The organism is Nitrospirota bacterium (genome assembly GCA_016214845.1).
Taxonomy (GTDB): Bacteria; Nitrospirota; Thermodesulfovibrionia; order UBA6902; family UBA6902; genus SURF-23.
This window is the reverse complement of the sequence record JACRMS010000001.1, coordinates 1-20,273: the sequence shown is the minus strand read 5'-3', so window position 1 is coordinate 20,273 and position 20,273 is coordinate 1. Positions and strand designations below refer to the sequence as shown.

The 20,273-nt window shown below is 45.3% G+C and carries 16 protein-coding genes; 8 read left to right on the top strand and 8 right to left on the bottom strand.

Annotated features, from left to right (window positions below; all coding sequences use genetic code 11):
- Positions 1 to 5: 5 nt before the first annotated feature.
- The 6 genes from HZB61_00080 to HZB61_00055 form a co-directional block, all read right to left on the bottom strand.
- Positions 6 to 512, bottom strand: coding sequence for a cytochrome P460 family protein (locus HZB61_00080; GenBank protein MBI5055001.1), 507 nt, complete (start codon positions 510 to 512; stop codon positions 6 to 8).
- 235 nt (positions 513 to 747) lie between these two features.
- Positions 748 to 3,441 (bottom strand): excinuclease ABC subunit UvrA, encoded by a 2,694-nt coding sequence (uvrA, locus tag HZB61_00075; protein MBI5055000.1) that lies wholly within the window; start codon positions 3,439 to 3,441, stop codon positions 748 to 750.
- A 39-nt stretch (positions 3,442 to 3,480) separates the two neighbouring features.
- Positions 3,481 to 3,864 (bottom strand): hypothetical protein, encoded by a 384-nt coding sequence (locus HZB61_00070; protein MBI5054999.1) that lies wholly within the window; start codon positions 3,862 to 3,864, stop codon positions 3,481 to 3,483.
- A 17-nt stretch (positions 3,865 to 3,881) separates the two neighbouring features.
- On the bottom strand, positions 3,882 to 5,027 hold the full coding sequence (locus tag HZB61_00065) for an aminotransferase class V-fold PLP-dependent enzyme (GenBank protein MBI5054998.1): 1,146 nt from the start codon (positions 5,025 to 5,027) through the stop codon (positions 3,882 to 3,884).
- A gap of 22 nt (positions 5,028 to 5,049) precedes the next feature.
- Entirely contained in the window at positions 5,050 to 7,293 is a 2,244-nt protein-coding gene (locus tag HZB61_00060) for a hypothetical protein (protein ID MBI5054997.1), read from the bottom strand.
- Positions 7,293 to 8,099, bottom strand: coding sequence for a CbbQ/NirQ/NorQ/GpvN family protein (locus HZB61_00055; GenBank protein MBI5054996.1), 807 nt, complete (start codon positions 8,097 to 8,099; stop codon positions 7,293 to 7,295). The genes HZB61_00060 and HZB61_00055 overlap by 1 nt, the downstream gene beginning before the upstream one ends.
- A 139-nt stretch (positions 8,100 to 8,238) precedes the next feature.
- Between HZB61_00055 and bamD the strand changes: the two genes are divergently transcribed.
- From bamD to tsaD, 3 genes are all read left to right on the top strand, one after another.
- Entirely contained in the window at positions 8,239 to 9,009 is a 771-nt protein-coding gene (bamD, locus tag HZB61_00050) for an outer membrane protein assembly factor BamD (protein ID MBI5054995.1), read from the top strand.
- Positions 9,006 to 9,629, top strand: coding sequence for a bifunctional precorrin-2 dehydrogenase/sirohydrochlorin ferrochelatase (locus HZB61_00045; protein ID MBI5054994.1), 624 nt, complete (start codon positions 9,006 to 9,008; stop codon positions 9,627 to 9,629). Before bamD ends, HZB61_00045 begins: the two co-directional genes overlap by 4 nt.
- A gap of 243 nt (positions 9,630 to 9,872) precedes the next feature.
- Positions 9,873 to 10,871: a tRNA (adenosine(37)-N6)-threonylcarbamoyltransferase complex transferase subunit TsaD gene (tsaD, locus tag HZB61_00040; protein ID MBI5054993.1), complete on the top strand. Its 999-nt coding sequence runs from the start codon at positions 9,873 to 9,875 to the stop codon at positions 10,869 to 10,871.
- A gap of 254 nt (positions 10,872 to 11,125) precedes the next feature.
- On the opposite strand, the gene lspA is transcribed toward tsaD, so the two are convergent.
- Together lspA and ileS are read right to left on the bottom strand one after the other, a co-directional pair.
- Positions 11,126 to 11,578, bottom strand: coding sequence for a signal peptidase II (gene lspA, locus HZB61_00035; protein MBI5054992.1), 453 nt, complete (start codon positions 11,576 to 11,578; stop codon positions 11,126 to 11,128).
- Between the two features lie 8 nt (positions 11,579 to 11,586).
- Positions 11,587 to 14,394 carry an isoleucine--tRNA ligase gene (gene ileS / locus HZB61_00030; GenBank protein MBI5054991.1) on the bottom strand — a complete coding sequence of 936 codons (2,808 nt, stop codon included), beginning with the start codon at positions 14,392 to 14,394 and terminating at the stop codon, positions 11,587 to 11,589.
- A 264-nt stretch (positions 14,395 to 14,658) separates the two neighbouring features.
- Between ileS and HZB61_00025 the strand changes: the two genes are divergently transcribed.
- The 5 genes from HZB61_00025 to HZB61_00005 form a co-directional block, all read left to right on the top strand.
- Positions 14,659 to 16,986 (top strand): PBP1A family penicillin-binding protein, encoded by a 2,328-nt coding sequence (locus HZB61_00025; GenBank protein MBI5054990.1) that lies wholly within the window; start codon positions 14,659 to 14,661, stop codon positions 16,984 to 16,986.
- A 175-nt stretch (positions 16,987 to 17,161) separates the two neighbouring features.
- Positions 17,162 to 17,449: a tetratricopeptide repeat protein gene (locus HZB61_00020; GenBank protein MBI5054989.1), complete on the top strand. Its 288-nt coding sequence runs from the start codon at positions 17,162 to 17,164 to the stop codon at positions 17,447 to 17,449.
- 294 nt (positions 17,450 to 17,743) lie between these two features.
- Entirely contained in the window at positions 17,744 to 19,186 is a 1,443-nt protein-coding gene (locus HZB61_00015) for a GHKL domain-containing protein (GenBank protein MBI5054988.1), read from the top strand.
- A 2-nt stretch (positions 19,187 to 19,188) separates the two neighbouring features.
- The gene (locus HZB61_00010; GenBank protein ID MBI5054987.1) at positions 19,189 to 19,839 is read left to right on the top strand and encodes a response regulator; all 651 of its coding nucleotides are present in this window, start codon (positions 19,189 to 19,191) and stop codon (positions 19,837 to 19,839) included.
- Between the two features lie 195 nt (positions 19,840 to 20,034).
- The coding region (locus tag HZB61_00005; protein MBI5054986.1) for a putative metal-binding motif-containing protein at positions 20,035 to 20,273 on the top strand (239 nt) is incomplete at its 3' end.

The window sequence follows — 20,273 nt, the reverse complement described above, 5'->3', positions numbered from 1 at the left end:
GTACTTTACGGCATCACTGCCGGATGGGTAAACACATAATCATTGTCCTTCACCGGCGTGTGACAGCCGAAGCACTCCTGCACAAAGTTGGCGTCCTTGCCATAAGGCTTTTGCTCCATGCCGAGCCAGCGGGCAAAACCCCAGCCGCCTGTTGCAGGATATTTTTTGGAATCCTTTATCATAAATTCCGCGTGGACGAATTCTCCGGGGATTGTCGCGGTGGGCCAGTTCTCGTGGGTCTTATTTTTCCATACAAGTTTTGCAAAGACCGTTCCATCCGGCCAGGGATTGGTCTTTCCTTCCCTTGCCGCCTGTATCGCTGTATTATTTCCAAGGACAACCCTGATAGTGTTGTTATCACTGCGGTGAGACGGGGCAATGATCCGCCAGTCTTTGTAACCCTCAGGCATCGTAATTCCGTTCGGGGCAGGCTGCACAGCCTTTTGAGCCGCATATGTTATGCTCGCCGCTATTAACAGAAGACTGATTAAGAACATAAACCTTGTTTTCATTTTCACACCTCCTGTGAAAATAATATCATTAATTCAGAGGTAGTCAAGATAGCCTGCATTTCCGAATCCGTTCTGCGGTTACGAAATGAAAGACTGTGGAAGAATTTCTATACGACACCTTGAAAAGGTAGTCAGTAGATAGCAGTAAGTAGTTGGGGTCCCATATCTACTGTCTACTAACTACCAGCTACTGTTTTGTTGTCGATTATAGAAATTCTGGAACAGGTTTTCAGGCTTACAAATATTCTTTCAGGAACAGTCCGGTATGGGATGTTGTGTTCATTATGATTTTCTCAGGCGTCCCCTCAGCTACAACGTAGCCGCCCTCGTCACCGCCTTCGGGTCCTACGTCAATGACCCAGTCGGCGCATTTTATTACATCTAAATTGTGCTCGACCAGAAGCACGGTGTTGCCTGCGTCCACAAGGTGATTGAGGACCTTCAGGAGTTTTTTTATGTCATCGGAATGAAGGCCGACTGTGGGTTCGTCAAGTATGTAGAGATAGTCTTTCCTGTTGAGGACGCCTAATTCCGCGCAGATCTTCAGCCGCTGGGCCTCTCCGCCCGAAAGTGTTGTTGCAGGTTGTCCCAGCCTCAGATAGCCGAGTCCGACTGAGGACATGAGTTTTAATTTGTCCGCAAGGGAAGGAATGGATTTGAAAAACTCAATTGCCTCGTCAACAGTAAGGGCTAAGACTTCATGAATATTTTTCCCGTTATAGTTTACAGTGAGAACTTCAGGTTTGTATCGCCTGCCGCCGCACTCTTCGCATTTTACAAACAGGTCCTCGAAAAAATACATCTCAAGCTTTTGATAACCCGCGCCGCTGCAAGCCTCGCAGCGCCCTCCTTCTGTATTGAATGAAAAGTGCCCGGGGGTAAGCCCGATCATTTTCGCTTCATGCTGTTCTGAAAAAACCTTTCTTATGTGGTCAAACGCCTTTATGTATGTGATAGGATTTGAGCGCGGGCTTTTGCCGATCGGGTGCTGATCAATGATCTTGACCCCTTTCAGATACTCAAGTCCTTTGACGGATTCAAAAGGGTCAGGGGTTTCAAACTCGATCTTGAAATGCCTCGCAAGCGCCTTGTAAATCGTGTCCTCAACAATGGTGCTCTTGCCTGAGCCTGATACGCCTGTTACACAGGTCAGGGTTTGAAGAGGGATATTGATGTCTATGTGCTTCAGATTGTTTCCGCTTGCTCCCTTGATCAAGAGTTTTTTGCCGCTGCCTTTTTTTCGGATCTTTGGAACAGGGATCCGTTCTATGTTTTTCAGATAATTTGCGGTGAGAGTATCTGTCTTGAGAAAATCTTCTCTTGGTCCTGAAAAGAGCACCTTGCCTCCCCTGTTTCCTCCGCCGGGCCCGATCTCAACGATCCAGTCTGAAGAATTAATAATTGCCTTGTCATGCTCCACTGTGATGACAGTATTTCCCGCAGCGGCAAGCTCTTTCAGAATTTCCGCAATCCTGCCAACGTCCCTTGGATGAAGGCCGACGGTTGGCTCATCAAGGACGTAGAGGGTGCCGGTCAATTTTGACGCTAATTGATTTGCAAGATTTATCCTCTGCGACTCGCCGCCTGAGAGGGTCTTCGCTTCCCTGTTTAACGTGAGATAACCGATCCCGACGCGCATTAAAAAACTCAGCTTGAGATCAATCTGTCTGAGTATCTCAGATGAAATCTCTCGCTCATATTCAGTGAGGCCGAGGGTTGAAAAATAATTGTTCATTTGCGCGATGGGCATGTTTGTCATCCGGGCTATATTCAATCCACCGACAGTGAATGCGAGCGCCTCCGGACGGAGCCTGCTGCCAAGGCAATGATCGCAGGTGACCGCCTTCCGGTACCTGCTTAAAAAAACTCGGACATGAAGTTTGTACCGCCTGCTCTCAAGATATTCAAAGAAATCGTTCATCCCGTGAAAGTCACTTGCTCCGCTGAATATCAGCGCCTTCACCTCATCGGAAAGCTCCTTGTAAGGGACCTTGAGATTTATGCCGCGCGCCTTGGCGGCCTTTGCAAACTGCCTGTACCACCATCTGTTTGAAGGCTTGCTCCAGGGTTCGATGGCCCCCTTCTCAAGTGTGAGGTCTTTGTCTGGAATGAGGCAGTCCTCGGAGTATTCAAGTATGTTGCCGAAGCCTTTGCACTTCGGACACGCGCCAAGCGGATGGTTGAAGGAAAATAGCAGGGGCTGAGGCTTCATGATCTCAATATTACAGTCAAGACATTTCAGCTCGGAAATAAAATGAAGGATTTCGTTCTTTTCTTCCCTATCGCTGACAAGCTCAACCTTCACACTTTTATTTCCGTGCTCCCACGCGGTCTCAATTGAATCTGACAAACGCGGTTCGTCTTTTATAACAAGTCTGTCAAGAATTACTTCATGACCGGACGGGGCCTTTTCACGAAGACGGTGAAAACCCTTCTTCTGTAATTCTTCCGCGGTATCATCCGAGTCAAAGATGATCATCGCCTTTCTATCAGGATATTTTTCGATAAGTTCCTTTGCCACAAGGGAGGGGTTCCACGACTTTAATTTCCTGCCGCATTTCGGGCAGTGAGGCTCAGCTATTTTTGCATAGAGCAGGCGGAGGTAATCATATATCTCCGTAGTTGTGCCGACAGTGGAGCGTGAGGTCTTTACGGTATTGCGCTGCTCAAGCGCGATCGCCGGCCTGATATTACGTATAGAATCAACGTCCGGACGGTCGAGCTTCTCAAGAAATAGCCGGGCATAGGTTGAAAGGGATTCTATAAACCTCCACTGGCCTTCGGCAAAGATCGTATCAAACGCAAGAGAAGACTTGCCTGAGCCGGAAACGCCTGTTATTGTGATGAAGGTATTGTGCGGCAGGCGGAGGCTTATATTCTGCAGGTTATTCTGCCTGGCCCCTTCAATTATGAGTTCGTGTCTGGACATCCGAATATTGTAACAGGTATTGAGAGGGGTTTGGAATGGTTACAAAGCAGGGCTGGTGAAGTACTGCTCGATGGGTCTGATTATATGTAATTTAATCAGGATGATTATCAAGACAGTATACGCCAATGAAAGCGCGAGATCCTTTAAAAGGACTTTTTTTGAAAATGATTTTTTGACTTCTTTTCCCGCAATTTTTTCTATTCCCTTATGCATCAGTACAAAGCCGGTTATGTTTGTTATCCAGTAAGAGACAATAAATACGGGAAGAAATGCAGGCTTATATAATAAGCTTGCCAGCCAGGCACAGACGTATGCGAGCGGGATATTCAAATACAAATCATTCCACCACGAGAGCGGCGACAGCAAATATCCGATTGTCGCCAGGATGCCGCCGGAAAAAATTTGTTTATGTTTAGGACGCATAGAGACCCGGTTATGTTTTATGAAATATCATTGGCAAGATCTATCGCGCGGTCGAGATGATCATACGGGGTGTAGAAGTGAGGCGACAGGCGAATACCTCCTCCGCGCAAGGCGCATACTATATTGTTCTGACTCAAATGACGGTAAAGCGCTGCCGGATCAACATTGCGTCTTCTGAAAGTGACGATGCCGGCATAGCGGCCTGAAGCTGTTGAGGTGAGCAATTCGAGTTCAGGGTTTGACGTAATCTTGTCAAAAAGATATTCGCTTCTTTTCAGCACATCTCTTTCCACCTGCTCCATTCCTGTTTCCAACAAAAGTGAAAGGCTCGCGCTGAGTGCGTGAATGCCAACGGTGTTGGGGCTTCCGCATTCAAAGCGGCGGGCTGTCTTTGCGATGCTCCAACCCCTGCGGTCAAAATCCCCTGCGGCCTCAACCATGTGCCAGCCGTATTGAGTAAGATTCAAACGGTCCATTGCTTCAGGACGGCAGTAAAAAAGTCCAAGCCCTTCAGGGCCGAGCATCCACTTGTGCCCATCTGCCATAACAAAGTCCGCGCCAATATTTTCAACTTCAAACCGCAAGGCTCCGAGACCTTGGATCGCATCAACACAAAATAAGATGCCTTTGCTTTTGCAAAACTCGCCGATGCGTGCAATATCCATCCTGAGGCCTGTTGAAAACTGTACGGAGCTGATTGTAATCAGACGTGTTCGATTATCGACTATTGAGAAAAGAGCATCCTCGGGACTCTCTGTTTTACTGATGTCAGCTTCGCGGAATTCAACACCTCTTTGACGGAGCGACTCCCAGACAATGCGGTTGGATGGAAATTCCTGATCGGCGCTGACAATGTTATCACCCCCCTTCCAGTCCAGCCCGTATGCCACAAAAGACAGGGCCTCAGAGGTATTTTTGACAAGGGCAATGCTGTCTTTTGAACGGGCGTTTAAAAGTTCCCTCGCCTGTGCGCGCAGTCCGTTGTCAACCTCGATCCATTTAAGATAATTCAAAGAACCCTGGACCATGTTCTCTTCCGCAAACTGCTGCACAGCCTTTGCCGTGCGTACAGGCCACGGGGATACAGCGGCATGATTAAGGTATATCAGTCCCTCGCGCAGATTGAACTCATTGTGAAAATAATCCCGGCCCTCTTCTTTCATAGTCATAATCCGAGCTGATAAATCAGGTTGCAAGCCGCCGGTAAATCTCCGTGATCCTGTGCGGGAGCTTCCTGACATCATCTATCACTGTATAATTTACCTCACCGTACATGCGTTTCAGGTACGAGCTTGCCTCTCTGTCAATGGTTATGCAGAAGGAATGGATCCCGTATTCCTTTGCCTCTATGAGCGCCTTTCTGGTATCTTCAATGCCGTAGTTGCCTTTGTACGCATCATAATCTTCCGGCTTCCCGTCGCTGAGAGTGATAAGCAGCTTTGTCCTTGCATCAACAGATTTAAGAAGAGATATTGAGTGCCTGATAGGCGGCCCCATGCGGGTGTAGTCTTTTGGGACTATGCCGCTGATGCGCCGCTTTACAATGTCTGAGTACTGTTCGTCAAAACTCTTTACACAATAATAATCGCACTTATTTCTTGTCATGCCGGAAAAACCATAAACAGCATACCGGTCACCAAGCGCTTCAAGCGCCTCAGCCATTAGTATAAGGGATTCTCTTTCAGCCTCATTTACCCAGCCCTTTGTGGAACCGCTCATATCGATAAGAAACAATACTGCGAGGTTCCTTTGCTGCCTGTCGTATTTTGTGAAGTAATTTTCAGCCGGTGAAAGGCCCGCGTGTATGTCTGAAAACGCATCGACAACTGCATCAATATCTATATCGTCTCCGTCCTTCTGTCTTCTGATTATCTTGGGTTCTCTGTTTAAAAGTTCAAACTTCTTCCTCAGCACGCTGACTTGTCCGCTGTAACGCCTGAGGGTCAGCTCCACAAATGAGTCGTGCACCGGATGGATATTATGTTCATAAAGGGTACACCACTTTTTCTTGTAGCCTCCCCTGTTATAATCCCATTCATCATATTTTATCCCGCCCGTAGCCTCCTGAAATATTTCCTCTTCTTCCATTAGTTCGGTCAGGGTGATAGGACTTCCCGCCCCGCCAATGTCTGCCCCCTTGACCATTACGCCGCCCGGTATCCCGCCCCTCTCAGCGATAAAGTCTTTTGTCTCGGTGTCAAGATCGATTATCCTGCCTTTGATAAGCAGGTATTCTTTCGCAGGGTCAGCCATCCTGTCCCGAAAGAGGCTCTTATGCGCGGACATCTTCTGAGGATCAAATGAGGGCATGTTTATGATTTTTGTGACGAAGCCCTCAAGCCTCTTTTTGTGCGCCCGTCTCTCCTCTTTCAAATGAACGGAGATTTCTTCCGGCCTTATTGCACCAAGAAGAAGCAGATAACTTCGCGGCTGGTAAGTGCCTGCAAATTTAATTGCCATGTCATAAAGTTTAAAAAGGGCTGTCATGCTTTCATAATTACCGGTCTCTTCTTTCAGATTTAAAATTTCTCCGATCTCTTTGTTTAAAAAAGAGGTTTCAGTTTCTCCCCTCAGATAAGACTGATAAAGCAGTTCAACAAACGCTGCTTTTTCTGAAAGGCTTGAAAGAGGGGCCCTGAATTTAATGAAATCTTTCTTAATGTTACGCATTTCTCTCATAAGTCCGGGGAGCTCTTTTTTAAGAAATGATTCAAGCCTGAAGGCTTCAATAAGGTTGTAAAGATCGATCGCGAGTTCCTTTTCAGGAAAAAGTCCGAAGAAGGTTTCTATGTCGGGATGGGCTGTAACATCATCTTTCAGAAAGGCTTTTAGTGTGGCTGCGTCAGGGGTCAGTGTGCCCTGTACTATTTGTGCCCATTTGTGGGCTGCCATGAATTTATAAATCAGAAGATTTTTATCGTGCTCTTCATATTTGTCTAAAAAGGGAGGAAGATATATCGTTGATGTGTTGGTATAAGATTCTTTGTTTGGCATGACCTTCAGTTCAAGCCCCGATATGCCCCTCAGATAAGTTTCAAGAAACGGCGCAACTTCCTGAAGTGAAAGCCCTTTTGGCATCAGAAAATTCCAAAGGGTCTCAGCATCCATCCTTGAAATAAAACCTAAAAAAGGATCAACTCCCTGATGGTCTAACAAATCATAGGCGTGGTTTATCCATTTTTCCATCTCTCTTGGCACAAGGAATCGGGAGGCGTTTTTAACGCGTTTAATTGTAGTCGGGACCAGGGATGAGCTTTTATGGGAAAGGGTCTGGCAGAGGGCAACAGCTTTTTGTCTTATCTTTTTGTCAAAGGACGTCAGGTCCATTAAGATCGCTTTTATCTCTTCATCATCAAAAAAATCCAGGCGTAGATTTTTTATGATCTCTTCTTTTAATTGCTCAATATATTTCTCTTCAATCTCATGCATTAAAATATGGAGCTTATTAGTTCGGAAAGGGCCGACAGCATTTCATGGTCATCGGTAAGGGGCTCGGCAATTGCGGTCTTGCAGGCCTCTGTCGTTTCAATGCCGGAAGAGATCAATTTTGCAGCGTGAATTAAAAGCCTTGTGCTTGCCCCCTCGATCAGCCCCCTGTCTTTCAGATTACGAGTTTTTTCGGCGAAACTCACCAGTCTTTCCGCAGTGGTTTCATCAATACCGGATTCGTGCATTATGATCTGCTTTTCAAGCTTCTTGTCAGGATAGCTGAACTCAATTGCAAGAAACCGCTGACGTGTAGACTGCTTGAGGTCTTTGAGGATGCTCTGGTATCCCGGATTGTAGGATATGCTGAAGAGGAATTGCGGAGGCGCCTGTAGTGTCTCGCCCAGCTTCTCTATGGGGAGGATCCTCCTGTCATCCGCCAAGGGATGGATTACGACTGTGGTGTCCTTCCTCGCCTCGACAATTTCATCGAGATAGCAGAAGCCGCCGACCTTCACGGCCTTTGTAAGAGGCCCGTCAACCCATACCGTCTCCCCTCCGCGCACAAGATATCTGCCAACAAGGTCGGAGGCAGTGAGATCATCATGACAAGAAACAGTAATAAGAGGTCTCTTCAATCTCCAGGCCATATGCTGCATAAATCTGGTCTTGCCGCATCCGGTTGGTCCCTTCAAGATGACCGGTATCTGATTCTTGTAAGCTGCCTCAAATATCTCTATCTCCCTGCCTGAAGGCAGATAGTACGGCTCTTCTTCGATAATATATTCTTCCGTCTTTATTGTTTTCATAATAAGTTAATTGTAATAAATTCATGACAGATAGTAAACTGAACAATTAGTTATAAAGTTATTATTTTTATTGCGCGATACAGTTTGATAAAAATACTTGCGTTAAGATAAAATTATTTACTTTGTAATAAGGGAAGTTATGAAATACAAAAAAACTAAATATGTCCGGCAAATCTTTTTTCTGCTTATCCTCCTGATTGTGCTTGGATGCTCGGCCGCCCAGGTCCAGGAACCGCCTTTTGACCCTGAAGGATCTTTGAAAAAGGCAAATGACCTTATATCTGCCGGCTCCTATGCGGAAGCAAGGGAGCTTCTTGAAAAAATTAAATTAAAGGATGCCTCTCAGCAATATTCAACGTTGGCCAAGCTTCGCATCGCTGACACATATTTTGAGGACGCCTCCTATGATGAAGCAGCGGTTGAATACGAAACATTCCTGAATACATATCCATATAGCAAGTATGCGCCTTACGCTCAATATAATCTGGCACTGAGCTTTTTTAAAAGGATAACAACCGTTGACATCAGTTACTCTTATGCTCAACGGGCTTTAAAGGAATTTGAAAAGCTTAGACGGGATTATCCCAGAAACCCATACATGGATATTGTCGACGACAGGATAACCGTGTGCCGGCGAGTGCTTGCTGAATATGAATTCTCCATTGGAAATTTCTATTATAAAAAAGGCTCTTACAATGCGGCAGTGCAGCGCTTTACCGGCCTGCTTGAAAACTACCCTGACTCAATGAAAGAATCTGAAACGCTTTATTATCTCGGTCTTTCTTATGAAAATCTGGGACAGCGTGACAAGGCGATAAATGCCCTGACTTCTCTAATTGTAAAATTCCCCACAATAAAACGTGCCAATGATGCGAGAGAACTCATCACTTCGTTTAAAGAAAAAAAGTGAAATATTATCCCGTCTTTTTGAATCTGAAAAATAAAAAAACAGTTGTAGTTGGAGGAGGCCGTGTTGCGGAAAGAAAGGTGCGCATACTTCTCAAGGCAGGAGCTTTGGTTAAAATAATAAGCCCTGAAATTACACGCAACTTACGGATACTTAAAGATAAAGGGAAGATTAAACATATTATAAGGGCCTATAAAACTGGAGACACTAAAGACGCCTTTGTCGTAATCGCGTGCACCTCTTCCACTGAGGTAAATACCCAGATAGCGCGTGAGGCGGGACATCTCGTAAATGTAATTGATCTGCCCTCAGAGGGAAATTTTATCGCACCTTCAATCGTAAGGCGCGGGCCTTTGACTATTGCTATCTCAACTGAAGGCGCGAGTCCAGCAATCTCAAAGGCCATTAGAAAAGAAATGGAAAAACTTTACGATAAAGAATTTGCACTTTATTTAAAGTTTGTCGAATCAACCCGTAACAGGGCGATAAAGAAACTACTGGACAATAAAAAAAGGGAGAAACTTCTTAAATCTCTTGCTTCAGAAAACATCTTTCGCATTCTTAGAAAAAACGGCTTTCGGGCTGCCTCTGAATATATTAATCAGCAGGTTTATCCATTATGAACTCTGCGCCCAATGGTTGCTGAAATGGAAGGCTGTGGAAGAATTTCTATGCGACACCTTTGAAAAGCTGAGGGCATAGAGTTAAAGGCTTGAACACTATAGCCCCTAAAGCAGAGATGTAATAAACTGTTTGTCGATTATAGAAATTCTGGAATAGACTTTCATTTCGTATTAAAAATCTTTTTTGAAGACATCATATAGCAGAAAGAAAATATGTTCCACGTGGAACAATGATATTTGAAGATGCTGATTTTGGGAATAGATACATCCTGTGACGACACCGCCGCCTCTATTGTTATGGATGGAAGCAGTATCATTTCAAATATCGTCTCAAGCCAGAATGAAATCCACAAAAAGTATGGCGGCATAGTCCCGGAGCTTGCATCAAGAAGACACCTGGAGATGATCTGCCCCGTTGTTGATGAGGCAATAAAGCAAGCCGGGGTTGGGATACGTGATATCTCTGCGATTGCAGTAAGTCATGGGCCCGGGTTGATCGGCTCGCTCCTTGTCGGGGTTTGCTTTGCGAAATCACTTTCATTTGTCCACACTGTCCCGCTGGTTGCCGTAAATCATCTGGAGGGGCATATATTTTCAGTATTTCTTGAGACTAAGCCCGAGTTTCCCTTTCTCGCCCTTGTAGTATCAGGCGGGCATACAAGCATATACAAGGTGGACGGCTTTGGACAATATATTGAATTGGGCAGGACAAGGGATGATGCCGCGGGAGAAGCATATGATAAGGTGGCGAAGCTCCTTGGATTTGGATACCCCGGTGGCCCGATCATTGATGCGCTTGCGTCAAAAGGGAATCCCCAAGCTGTGGCCTTCCCAAAGGCGCTTCTTAAAGATAGTTTCGACTTTAGTTTTAGCGGATTAAAAACTGCGGTATTAAACTATGTCAGAAAAAACCCTGAGGCAAGCAAAGAGGATATTGCCGCAAGCTTTCAATCCGCTGTTGTGGGAAGTTTGACAAACAGAATAATTGACGTGACGAGAGCAACCGGTATTAAAACAATCATTCTCTCTGGAGGAGTAGCCGCAAACAGCGCCTTACGAGAAAATATCAAGCGGGAAGCTCTTGAAAAAGATTTTGAGGTTTATTTTCCTTCGCTGCACTTATGCACTGACAATGCGGCAATGATAGCTGCCGCAGGATACCATCATCTTATAAACGCGAAAACAGTAGATCTTTCCTTAAATCCAAAGGCTTATCTGCCGCTTGGGTCAGCCGACGACTGACCTTCAACAGACTATCACGTGCAGTGTTTCTTGAGATGGGCGCTCAGCTTGGAGAGTCCGTGAAAGACTTCTTTGCAGATCGGACATGTAAATTTGCGTTGTCTCAGCTTGGTCGCCTGCTTTTCAAAGAAGTTTTTAATTTTTGATTTCTTTTCCGTATCCTGTGAGGTTGTATTATGACCGCATGTTTTATTCATTGGTTTTACCTCTCATTTGTGTCGTTATATTTTTTAAAGTGATTAACGGCATATCTCTCAGATTTCTTTAGGTTTCCCGGATTTTAAACTCGACCAGATAAACAACATGATCCCAACTGTTAACGCGGAGTCTGCCACGTTGAATGCCGGCCAGTGCCATTTATTAATATAAACATCAATAAAATCAACTACCTTCCCAGTGGTAATTCTATCTAACAAGTTCCCGACTGCGCCGCCGAGAATCAGGGAAAAAGAAAACACCTCGCTTCCTTTAGCAAATTTGGATACATATACCAGGATCGCGATAATTGCGATAACTGAAATTGCCATAAATATATTATTGCCGAGATTAGCGAAAAGCCCAAAGGCGGCCCCTTTATTTTCCACATGAACTATCCTTAAGAATGGCAGCACATCAATCTTGTCAAAGAGTGTAAGTTTGGCGACGATAGCCTTTTTAGTTATGTAATCGGTAATCACAACAAGAGAAGCAATTATAGCTATGAGCATGACTTTCCTCACGATGCAATCACTTCATAACATTTTTTGCACAGCTCGGGATGGGTCTCATATTTTCCGACATTGACGTCCCAGTTCCAGCACCGCTGGCACTTATTTCCCTCTGCCTTTTCTACAAAGACGGAAAGCCCTTCAACTTCTGAACTTTGATATGCAGTTTCAGCCGCCTTTGAATCTTTCAAGGCTTCTACAGCAGAGACTATAAAAAGTGTCGGTAGAAATTCATTGTATTTTTCAAGGAGTTGAGACATTTCTTCATTTACGAATAATGTAACCTTTGCTTCAAGGGCGTTGCCGATAACTTTCTCCTGGCGTTTAATTTCTAATGCCTTATTGACTTCATCACGAACCTTTGCAAGCCTCTCCCAGGTTTGCTCCAGTTCCGTGTCAATAAATTCTTCTTTCACCTCCGGAAAGGTAGAAAGAAACACACTCTCTTCCTTCTTACCGGGGATATGCTGCCAGATCTCTTCAGCAGTAAAAGACAGGACTGGAGCTACCATTTTTGTTAATGATATCAATATGTTATATAAAACTATCTGCGCCGACCTTCTCTCCTTTGAGCCAGCCTTAAATGTATACAGCCTGTCTTTGAGGATGTCAAGATAGAATGAGCTCATGTCAATTACGCAGAACTTATATATGGCATGGTAGACCTCATGAAACGCAAAGGTCTCGTAGGCAGTACTTACTTTCCTGATCAGTCCCTGAAGAATGCTCAGGGCGTATCTGTCTATCTCAAGTAAGTCATCTTTTTGTATCTTACTTAATTCCGCCATCGCCGGATCAAAGTCATTTATATTCCCAAGAAGAAACCGGCAGGTGTTCCTGATTTTTCTATATGCCTCGACAAGACGGGACATGATCTCATTTGAGATCCTCATGTCCTCCCTGTAATCGGCAGATGAAGTCCAGAGCCGCAATATTTCAGAGCCGTGTTTCTTTGTAATTTCCTGAGGCGAAATAACATTGCCGAGGGACTTGGACATCTTTTTCCCTTGCCCGTCCACAACAAAGCCGTGGGTGAGGACTGCCTTATACGGCGCCCTGCCGCGAGTGCCGACAGAAGTGAGGAGCGAACTCTGAAACCAACCCCTGTGTTGATCACTGCCTTCAAGATAAAGGTCAGCAGGACTCGTGAGCCGCTCATCAGCCTCCATGACCGCCGCGTGGCTTACGCCTGAATCAAACCACACATCAAGGATATCCATCTCTTTTATAAACTCCTGTGAGCCGCACTTTGCGCATTTGTAGTTAGCGGGAAGCAGCTCCGCCTCGGTCTTTTCAAACCAGATGTCCGCCCCATGCTGTGCAAATTCCTGCTCAATCCTTTCCATAACCGCTTTGTCGTTTATGAATTGCTTGCATTTTTTGCACTGGAACAATGCTATGGGCACGCCCCATGACCTTTGCCTTGAGATACACCAGTCAGGCCGGTTCTCTACCATCCCGTTGATCCTGTCCATACCCCATGTCGGGACCCATTTAGTTTTTTTAATTTCATCAAGGGCGCGATGTCTCAGATCATTTTTCTCCATAGAAATGAACCACTGCTCCGTGGCCCTGAAGATCACTGGCCTTTTGCATCTCCAGCAGTGAGGATAGGAATGTTTTATATTCTCAGGTACACCGAGAAGCGCATGTTCTTCTTTGAGCTTATTAATAACTTCCTGGTTGGCTTTAAAAACAAATTGACCGGTAAAACCTTCAACCTCATCAGTGAAGCAACCCTTTTTATCAACCGGCGCATACACATCCAATCCGTATTTCAATCCTATTTCATAATCCTCTTCACCATGACCCGGAGCTGTGTGGACTATTCCGGTGCCCTGGTCCAGGGTCACATGTTCGCCTAAAATTGCAGGCACATCTCTTTCAATCCACGGATGTCTGCAAACAATGCCTTCGAGCTCTGAGCCGGCCCATCCTCCGTCTGTGATTTTATAATCGCCTTCTTTATATCCAAATTTCTCCATGCAGATTTGAATCAGGTCCTGAGCGAGTATCAGTTCCCCTTCAGGTGTCTGGACAAGACGGTAAATAAATTTTGGGTGCAGCGCCAAAGCCATATTTGCAGGGAGCGTCCACGGGGTTGTCGTCCATATTACAAAGTACGTACCTTTCACGGCATCCGGCGAGAACTTACCTCTTGGATCTTTCACTCTAAACTTCACATAGACTGAAGGAGATTCCTTGTCAGCATATTCCACCTCTGCCTCGGCAAGCGCAGTCACGCAAGTCGGACACCAGTGAACGGGTTTCTTCCCTTTATAAACAGAGCCATTTTGAACAAACCTGTTAAGCTCTCTGACTATAGTCGCTTCATAGAGAAAAGACATTGTAATGTACGGGTCCTGCCAGTCGCCGAATACGCCGAGGCGTTTAAACTCCTCCCGTTGAATGTCTAAAAACTTCGCGGCATATTCCCTGCAAAGTTTTCTCTTTTCCGTTATGGTCGTGTTCTCTTTCTTGGCCCCGAGGTTTTTATCCACCTGATGCTCAATGGGAAGGCCGTGACAGTCCCAGCCCGGTACGTAAGGCGCGTAGTGCCCTTTCATTGCCTTATATTTCACGATCATGTCCTTAAGGATCTTATTGAGGGCGTGTCCCAGATGAATATTGCCGTTTGCGTACGGAGGGCCGTCATGCAGGATGTAGCTTTTGGCCCGGTCTTTCTGCTGCATCTTGTGGTAAGTCCCGCTTTTCTCCCAGACGGCAAGCAGCTCCACCTCTTTCTGGGCCAAATTCGCCTTCATGGGAAATGCAGTATTGGGAAGATTTAATGTATCTTTATAATCAGTGGTCATATGTTTTTGAGCGACAAGATTAATTATACCTCTTTTTGTATTAAAACGGAGAGGGCTGATTTAATCAAAAAATTTAACATCATTGAGAAGCTTGTGTCAACAACGCACTACCATAAATGGGTAGCGAGCGTATTCCTGCAAACTTGCTGCAGGGTCAAGCGAGCGAATGAAGAAAATAATAATTCATTGCATTAAGATTCCCGCAGCAAGCTGCGCGGAATCTTTAATTGACAGTTCAAATAAATCGTTACTATAATCATCGATATGAAAAAATTTTTATTTAACACTCTCATCTTTGTACTCGTCTTAATAGCAGGCTCAGCCGTAGGGGGCTATCTTGCGCTGATAAAGGACATCCCGCAAATAAATGAGATCAAAGGCTATGTCCCTGCAAACGGGACAAAGGTCTACGCGGATGACGATAGCCTCGTCGGCGAGTTCAAGGTTGAAAAAGGCATATTCGTGCCCATCAGCAAGATCCCTGAAAATTTAATACGCGCTGTTGTGGCTGTTGAGGATTCAAGGTTCTGGCAGCATAAAGGCATCGACTACATCGCGATCATAAGGGCGATATTAAAAGATATTATCGCAGGCAGGATAAAGGAAGGCGCAAGCACTATCACCCAGCAGCTTGCGAAGGTGATCTTCCTTTCCCCCGAAAAAACCGTGGTCAGAAAATTAAAAGAGGCGACCCTGGCATTCAGGATCGAAAAGAACTTGACAAAAGAAGAGATCCTCGAACTTTATCTTAATAAGGTTTATTTCGGACACGGCGCTTACGGTGTCGAGATGGCGGCGAGGACTTATTTCGGCAAGTCTGTTTCTGATTTAAACCTCGCGGAGGCCGCGCTTATCGGCGGGCTCGTCAAGGCGCCGAGCAAATTTTCGCCATACAGCGATCTTGACAAGGCAAAGGAAAGGCAGCATATCGTTCTGAGAAGAATGGAGGAGGAAAAGTACATAACCAAAGATGAAGCGGAAAAGGCATACAGGCAGCCCCTTCATCTTTCAAGTATGAGGTATGAACTGTATACGCAAAATTATTTCCTCGAATATATCAGAAAATATCTTGAAGACGAATACGGCGTTGAAAAGGTGTATAAAGGCGGGCTCAAGGTGTATACGACGTTGAATAAAAGAATGCAGGCTGCCGCTGTCAGGGCAATGCAAAACGGCCTGCGGGAGCTGGACAAAAGGCAGGGCTACAGAGGGGCGATCGGACACAAAGACATTATCCTGGAGAATGAGTTAAAGGAAGAAAAACCGTTCGGGAAAGTTGTCATGCGGCAGGGCGACATCATGACTGCGACTGTGATTACAGTTTCCGACTCGCAGGCGATTGTCAAAGCAAGGGGCTTTACCGGCAGGATATTCCTGCCTGACACCACATGGGCAAAAAGATTACTTGATTCAAGCGGCAAGGTGATCAAGGATTTCAGATATTTCAAGCTCCCTGACATTCTGAGGTCAGGCGATGTCATCAGGGTCAAGGTAAAAGAGATGATAAGCAATGAGCCTGTTTTTCAGCTTGAGCAGGAGCCTGTTGTGCAGGGGGCAATTGTTGCCGTAGAGCCTTCCACCGGTTATATCAAGGCCATCGTCGGCGGATATGATTTCGGAAAGAGTGAATTCAACCGGGCTGTATTTGCGAAGAGGCAGGCGGGCTCCGCGTTCAAGCCTGTAATTTACGCGGCGGCCATGGACAGCGGCTACACTCCGGCAAGCACGATAGTGGATGAGCCTGTAAGTTACTCGACTGAACAGTTCGGCGAATGGAGGCCTGAAAACTATGACAGGAAGTTCCACGGGCCCACAAGATTGAGAGAGGCGCTCGCGTATTCAAGGAACATTGTCACGATAAAACTGCTTGAAAAAGTCGGCGTCAAGGACGTTATTAAATTCGCAGGCGCACTCGGCATTCCCGGTCCGCTTCCTTACAACCTGTCTCTCGCCCTCGGCAGCCTGAGTGTCACACCGCTTGAACTCACTTCCGCCTTTTGCGTATTTGCCAATGACGGAATGAAAATAAATCCGATCGCAATTAAATACTTACTGGATGCTGATGGAAATGTCCTTGAAAATAATCAGCCCAAAGGCACAGGAGTCATCAGCGCTCAGACCGCGTTTCTTGCCACATCGATGCTTGAGGATGTGGTGAAATACGGGACCGCCAAGCGCGCGCGGGAATTGCAGATGCCGATAGCGGGAAAGACGGGGACAACTAACGACTTCAAGGATGCGTGGTTTGTAGGATATACCCCTGAATTGGCCGCGGGAGTGTGGGTTGGCTTTGATAACATGCGGCCGCTTGGGGCAAGGGAGACAGGGGCAAAAGCCGCGCTGCCAATATGGATGGACTTTATGAAAGACGTGCCCGCGAACAAAACCTTTCCTTTACCCAAAGGCATTGTTACCGCGGTGATTGATCCGCTGACCGGACTTCTCGCTACAAGTGATACGGAAAAAATGGTGGAATTTTTCAAAGAGGGGACTGTCCCCAGGGCATACTCATCAAAGTCCCAAAGGGAAGCCGTCAGAAAAAAGAAAATGGAATTCGGCGCGCCTGAAGAGCCTGAGCATGAGGCGGATTGAGCTGCAATTGAATAGTGATAGGTGACGGGTAACGAGTGACGAGATAGATGAAAATTCCAACTCGTCAGTTGCTACTGGTTACTCGCAACTGTAATAGCGATTACAATCACAGAAATGGTTTCAAATACTTTTTAAAATACACGGGAAATATGCTAACATTTACGGGGAGGTGCTTATGAAAAAAATTATCGTAACATTATTAATTATTGCTTTCACCTTGTCCTTCTCTCTGGCCTGGGCGCAGAAGACGCCGATGGAAAAGGCCTACTCTCTTTATTTCCAGGGCAAAATGGACGAGGCCATCAGCATTATGAAAGATGAGGCCGAGAAAAAACCCGACCCGAAGACCTACTACTTCATCGGCTACGCTTATTACAAGATGAAAAAGATGGACGTGGCCAAGGAGTATTTTGACAGGGCTTATCAGCTGGAATCTTTTTACGCGCCGATCGTTCCAAAGTAACAAAAGTAATTATTACAGAGATAAATACTGTACTGGGCGCAGATCGCATAATAAGATGTCACTGATAAAATAATTTTCGCCCTTCGCCCTCCGAAGCCTCTGAGATTGAGCTTCATGCCGTAATGACATGCCAGGATGGCAATCCATCAGCATCGTGTCTGCTCAATACTTTGATTTTACAATATCTTTCGTTTGGTATCTTTTTTGCTCAAATCTTTAAGGTGGTTTTTTTTCCATTAAAAAAAGAAATGGGAAGGCAGCAGCTCCCTTCCATGGCAGCCTTGAGGTTTAGGAATGATTGATTTTGCCGTGTTTTCTGACATCCCTCCAATTGGCCACCTGTATTTCTTTTATGGTCTTTCCTTTTTGTTGTTAGGTCTGTTCATTGTATTAAAGATAAAGACAAGTGACCTGAAACTTGCAAACCATCTTCAATTGCTGGCGTGGTTCGGGTTCACACATGGAACACACGAATGGCTTGAACTCTACCTGCTTTTAAAAGGACGATATGTATTGATGCACGAGGTCTTCTGGGTAAAAATGGTAGCGGTATTTGTTGCTGTACTGTCATTCTTGTTCCTGTTGCTGTTCGGCTTATCACTTATATCACTAACCCATAACAGCATTAAGAAATGGTTAAAGGGAATTCCTGCTATTCTATTTCTCTTCTGGTGTATCTATCTGTTGAATACAGGATTCAGCATAGGTCATCAATTATTTGAACAATTAGAGATCTTGACGAGAAAGACCTTTGGTTTTGTTGGAGGGCTCCTGACAGCCTACGGATTAATAATGTATTCATTAAGGGAAGAAGGCTTAGGCATTCCTGTTTCACGAAAGCTTTTCTATGCCGGCGTCATATTTTTACTTTACGGTATTTTTGCAGGGCTGTTCCCCTCCCGCATAGCAGTGCCTTATTTTCAGGTTCCGGTAGAGGGCCTGCGCGGACTGTGTGCTGTCCTTATTACTTATTTCGTCGTGAGGGCATTGAATATATTCGATACAGAAACCAGGAGAAGTCTGGAACAGCAGGTAAGGCGGCTTGCGCGTTATGAAAAATTAGCGCCCCTCGGACGGCTTGCCGCCGGCACCGCGCATGAGATAAACAATCCGCTTACGAGCATATCATTAAATGTGCAAATGTTGAGAGATGAATTAGAAGGCATGGACAACCATGAGATTAGAAGAAGGGTTGACTCCATAGAAAAAAATACAGACAGGGTAGCCGCCATTACAAAAGACCTGCTGCAGTTTTCCCGTATAACTGAGCCTGTACAAAAGCCCGTTAACATACACACCGTCATTGATGAAGCGCTTTCATTGCTTAAGAATAAATTAAGGAATGTGATTGTACACAAGACGCTTTTGAATGTATCAAATGTGATGGGAGATGCGGTACAATTAACGCAGGTTTTTATAAACATTTTGACCAATTCCATTCAAGCTATTCCTGAGAGCGGCCATATCAACATAGAATGCTCGCATTCCGACAGCTGGGTCAAAATAAAGATAGCCGACACCGGCACAGGGATCTCTCAGGAAAACCTGTTAAAGGTATTTGACCCTTTTTTTTCTACAAAGGAAGTCGGAAGCGGCACAGGGCTTGGTTTATCGCTATGCTACGGCATCATTAACCAGCACAATGGCGAGATAGACATAGAGAGCAGGGAAGGACTGGGGACGACAGTTACTGTCAGACTCCCTGCGGCAAACGGGAAAAATGCGGGAAAATTTTGAATATGAAAAACATCCTTATAGTTGATGACGATAGCGAACTAAGGGCCAATCTCTCCGAGATACTGAGCAAGAAGGGATACCATACAGACGAAGCGTCCACAGGGATAGAGGCCATTGAGAAAGTTACAGCAAATAAATTTGATGTTATGCTTCTGGACCTTATGATGCCGAAGATGAGCGGCATGGATGCGCTTGCAGAAATCAGGAAGCGCAGTCCGGGGACGAAGGTAATTATGATTACCGCCTTTGCCACAGTTGATAACGCAGTTAAGGCGATAAAAAAAGGCGCAAGCGACTACATATCCAAGCCCTTCAAGATAGAAGACCTGCACGCAATAATAAGGCGCGCGCTGGAAGAGTCCAGATTTGAAGAAGGCATTAAAAAATTGGACATGGATTTTACCCTAAGCTCTTTGACCAATTCCATAAGGAGAAAAGTTATCAAACTGCTCCACCAGAACAGAGGCCTGCACCTTATGGAAATAACAAAGGCGCTGGACATAGAAGACCACACAAAAGTAGTTTTTCATCTTAAGAATCTTAAAGAGTCCGGGATCATTGAGCAGGACAAAGAGAAGTCATATTTTCTTACAAAAGAAGGTGAAAAGACCCTGGAGTGCATGAAGATTTTAGAGAATTACCTCTCAAAATGATCCGGCATTCAACCTTGTTTTCTAAGTCAATTCCCCCTCAATCTGTGAATTTTTATTCACAAAATACACCGAATCAGTAAGTAACATTTCTATTGAATCCCTTCCCTGCGGTACTTTAAATTAACTAAAGTACCAGCGTACAAATCAAACACGTTGGAATAAAACCAATTAAAGACTTAAAAAAGAGGAGGGATTATGTTTAAGTATCGATCAATTTTTATCATCCTGTTTTCTGTACTTGTGCTTGCCCTGTCATTTGTTCCGGTTCACGCGGCATGTACAGACAATGACTCAGACGGTTACGGCAGCCCCGGAGACATTTCATGTCCGAAGGGAAAGTTAACAGACTGTAACGACAACGACAACAAAGTCTATCCCGGAGCGCCGAAGATATGCGACGGCAAAGACAACAACTGTGACGGCAGGCTGGACTT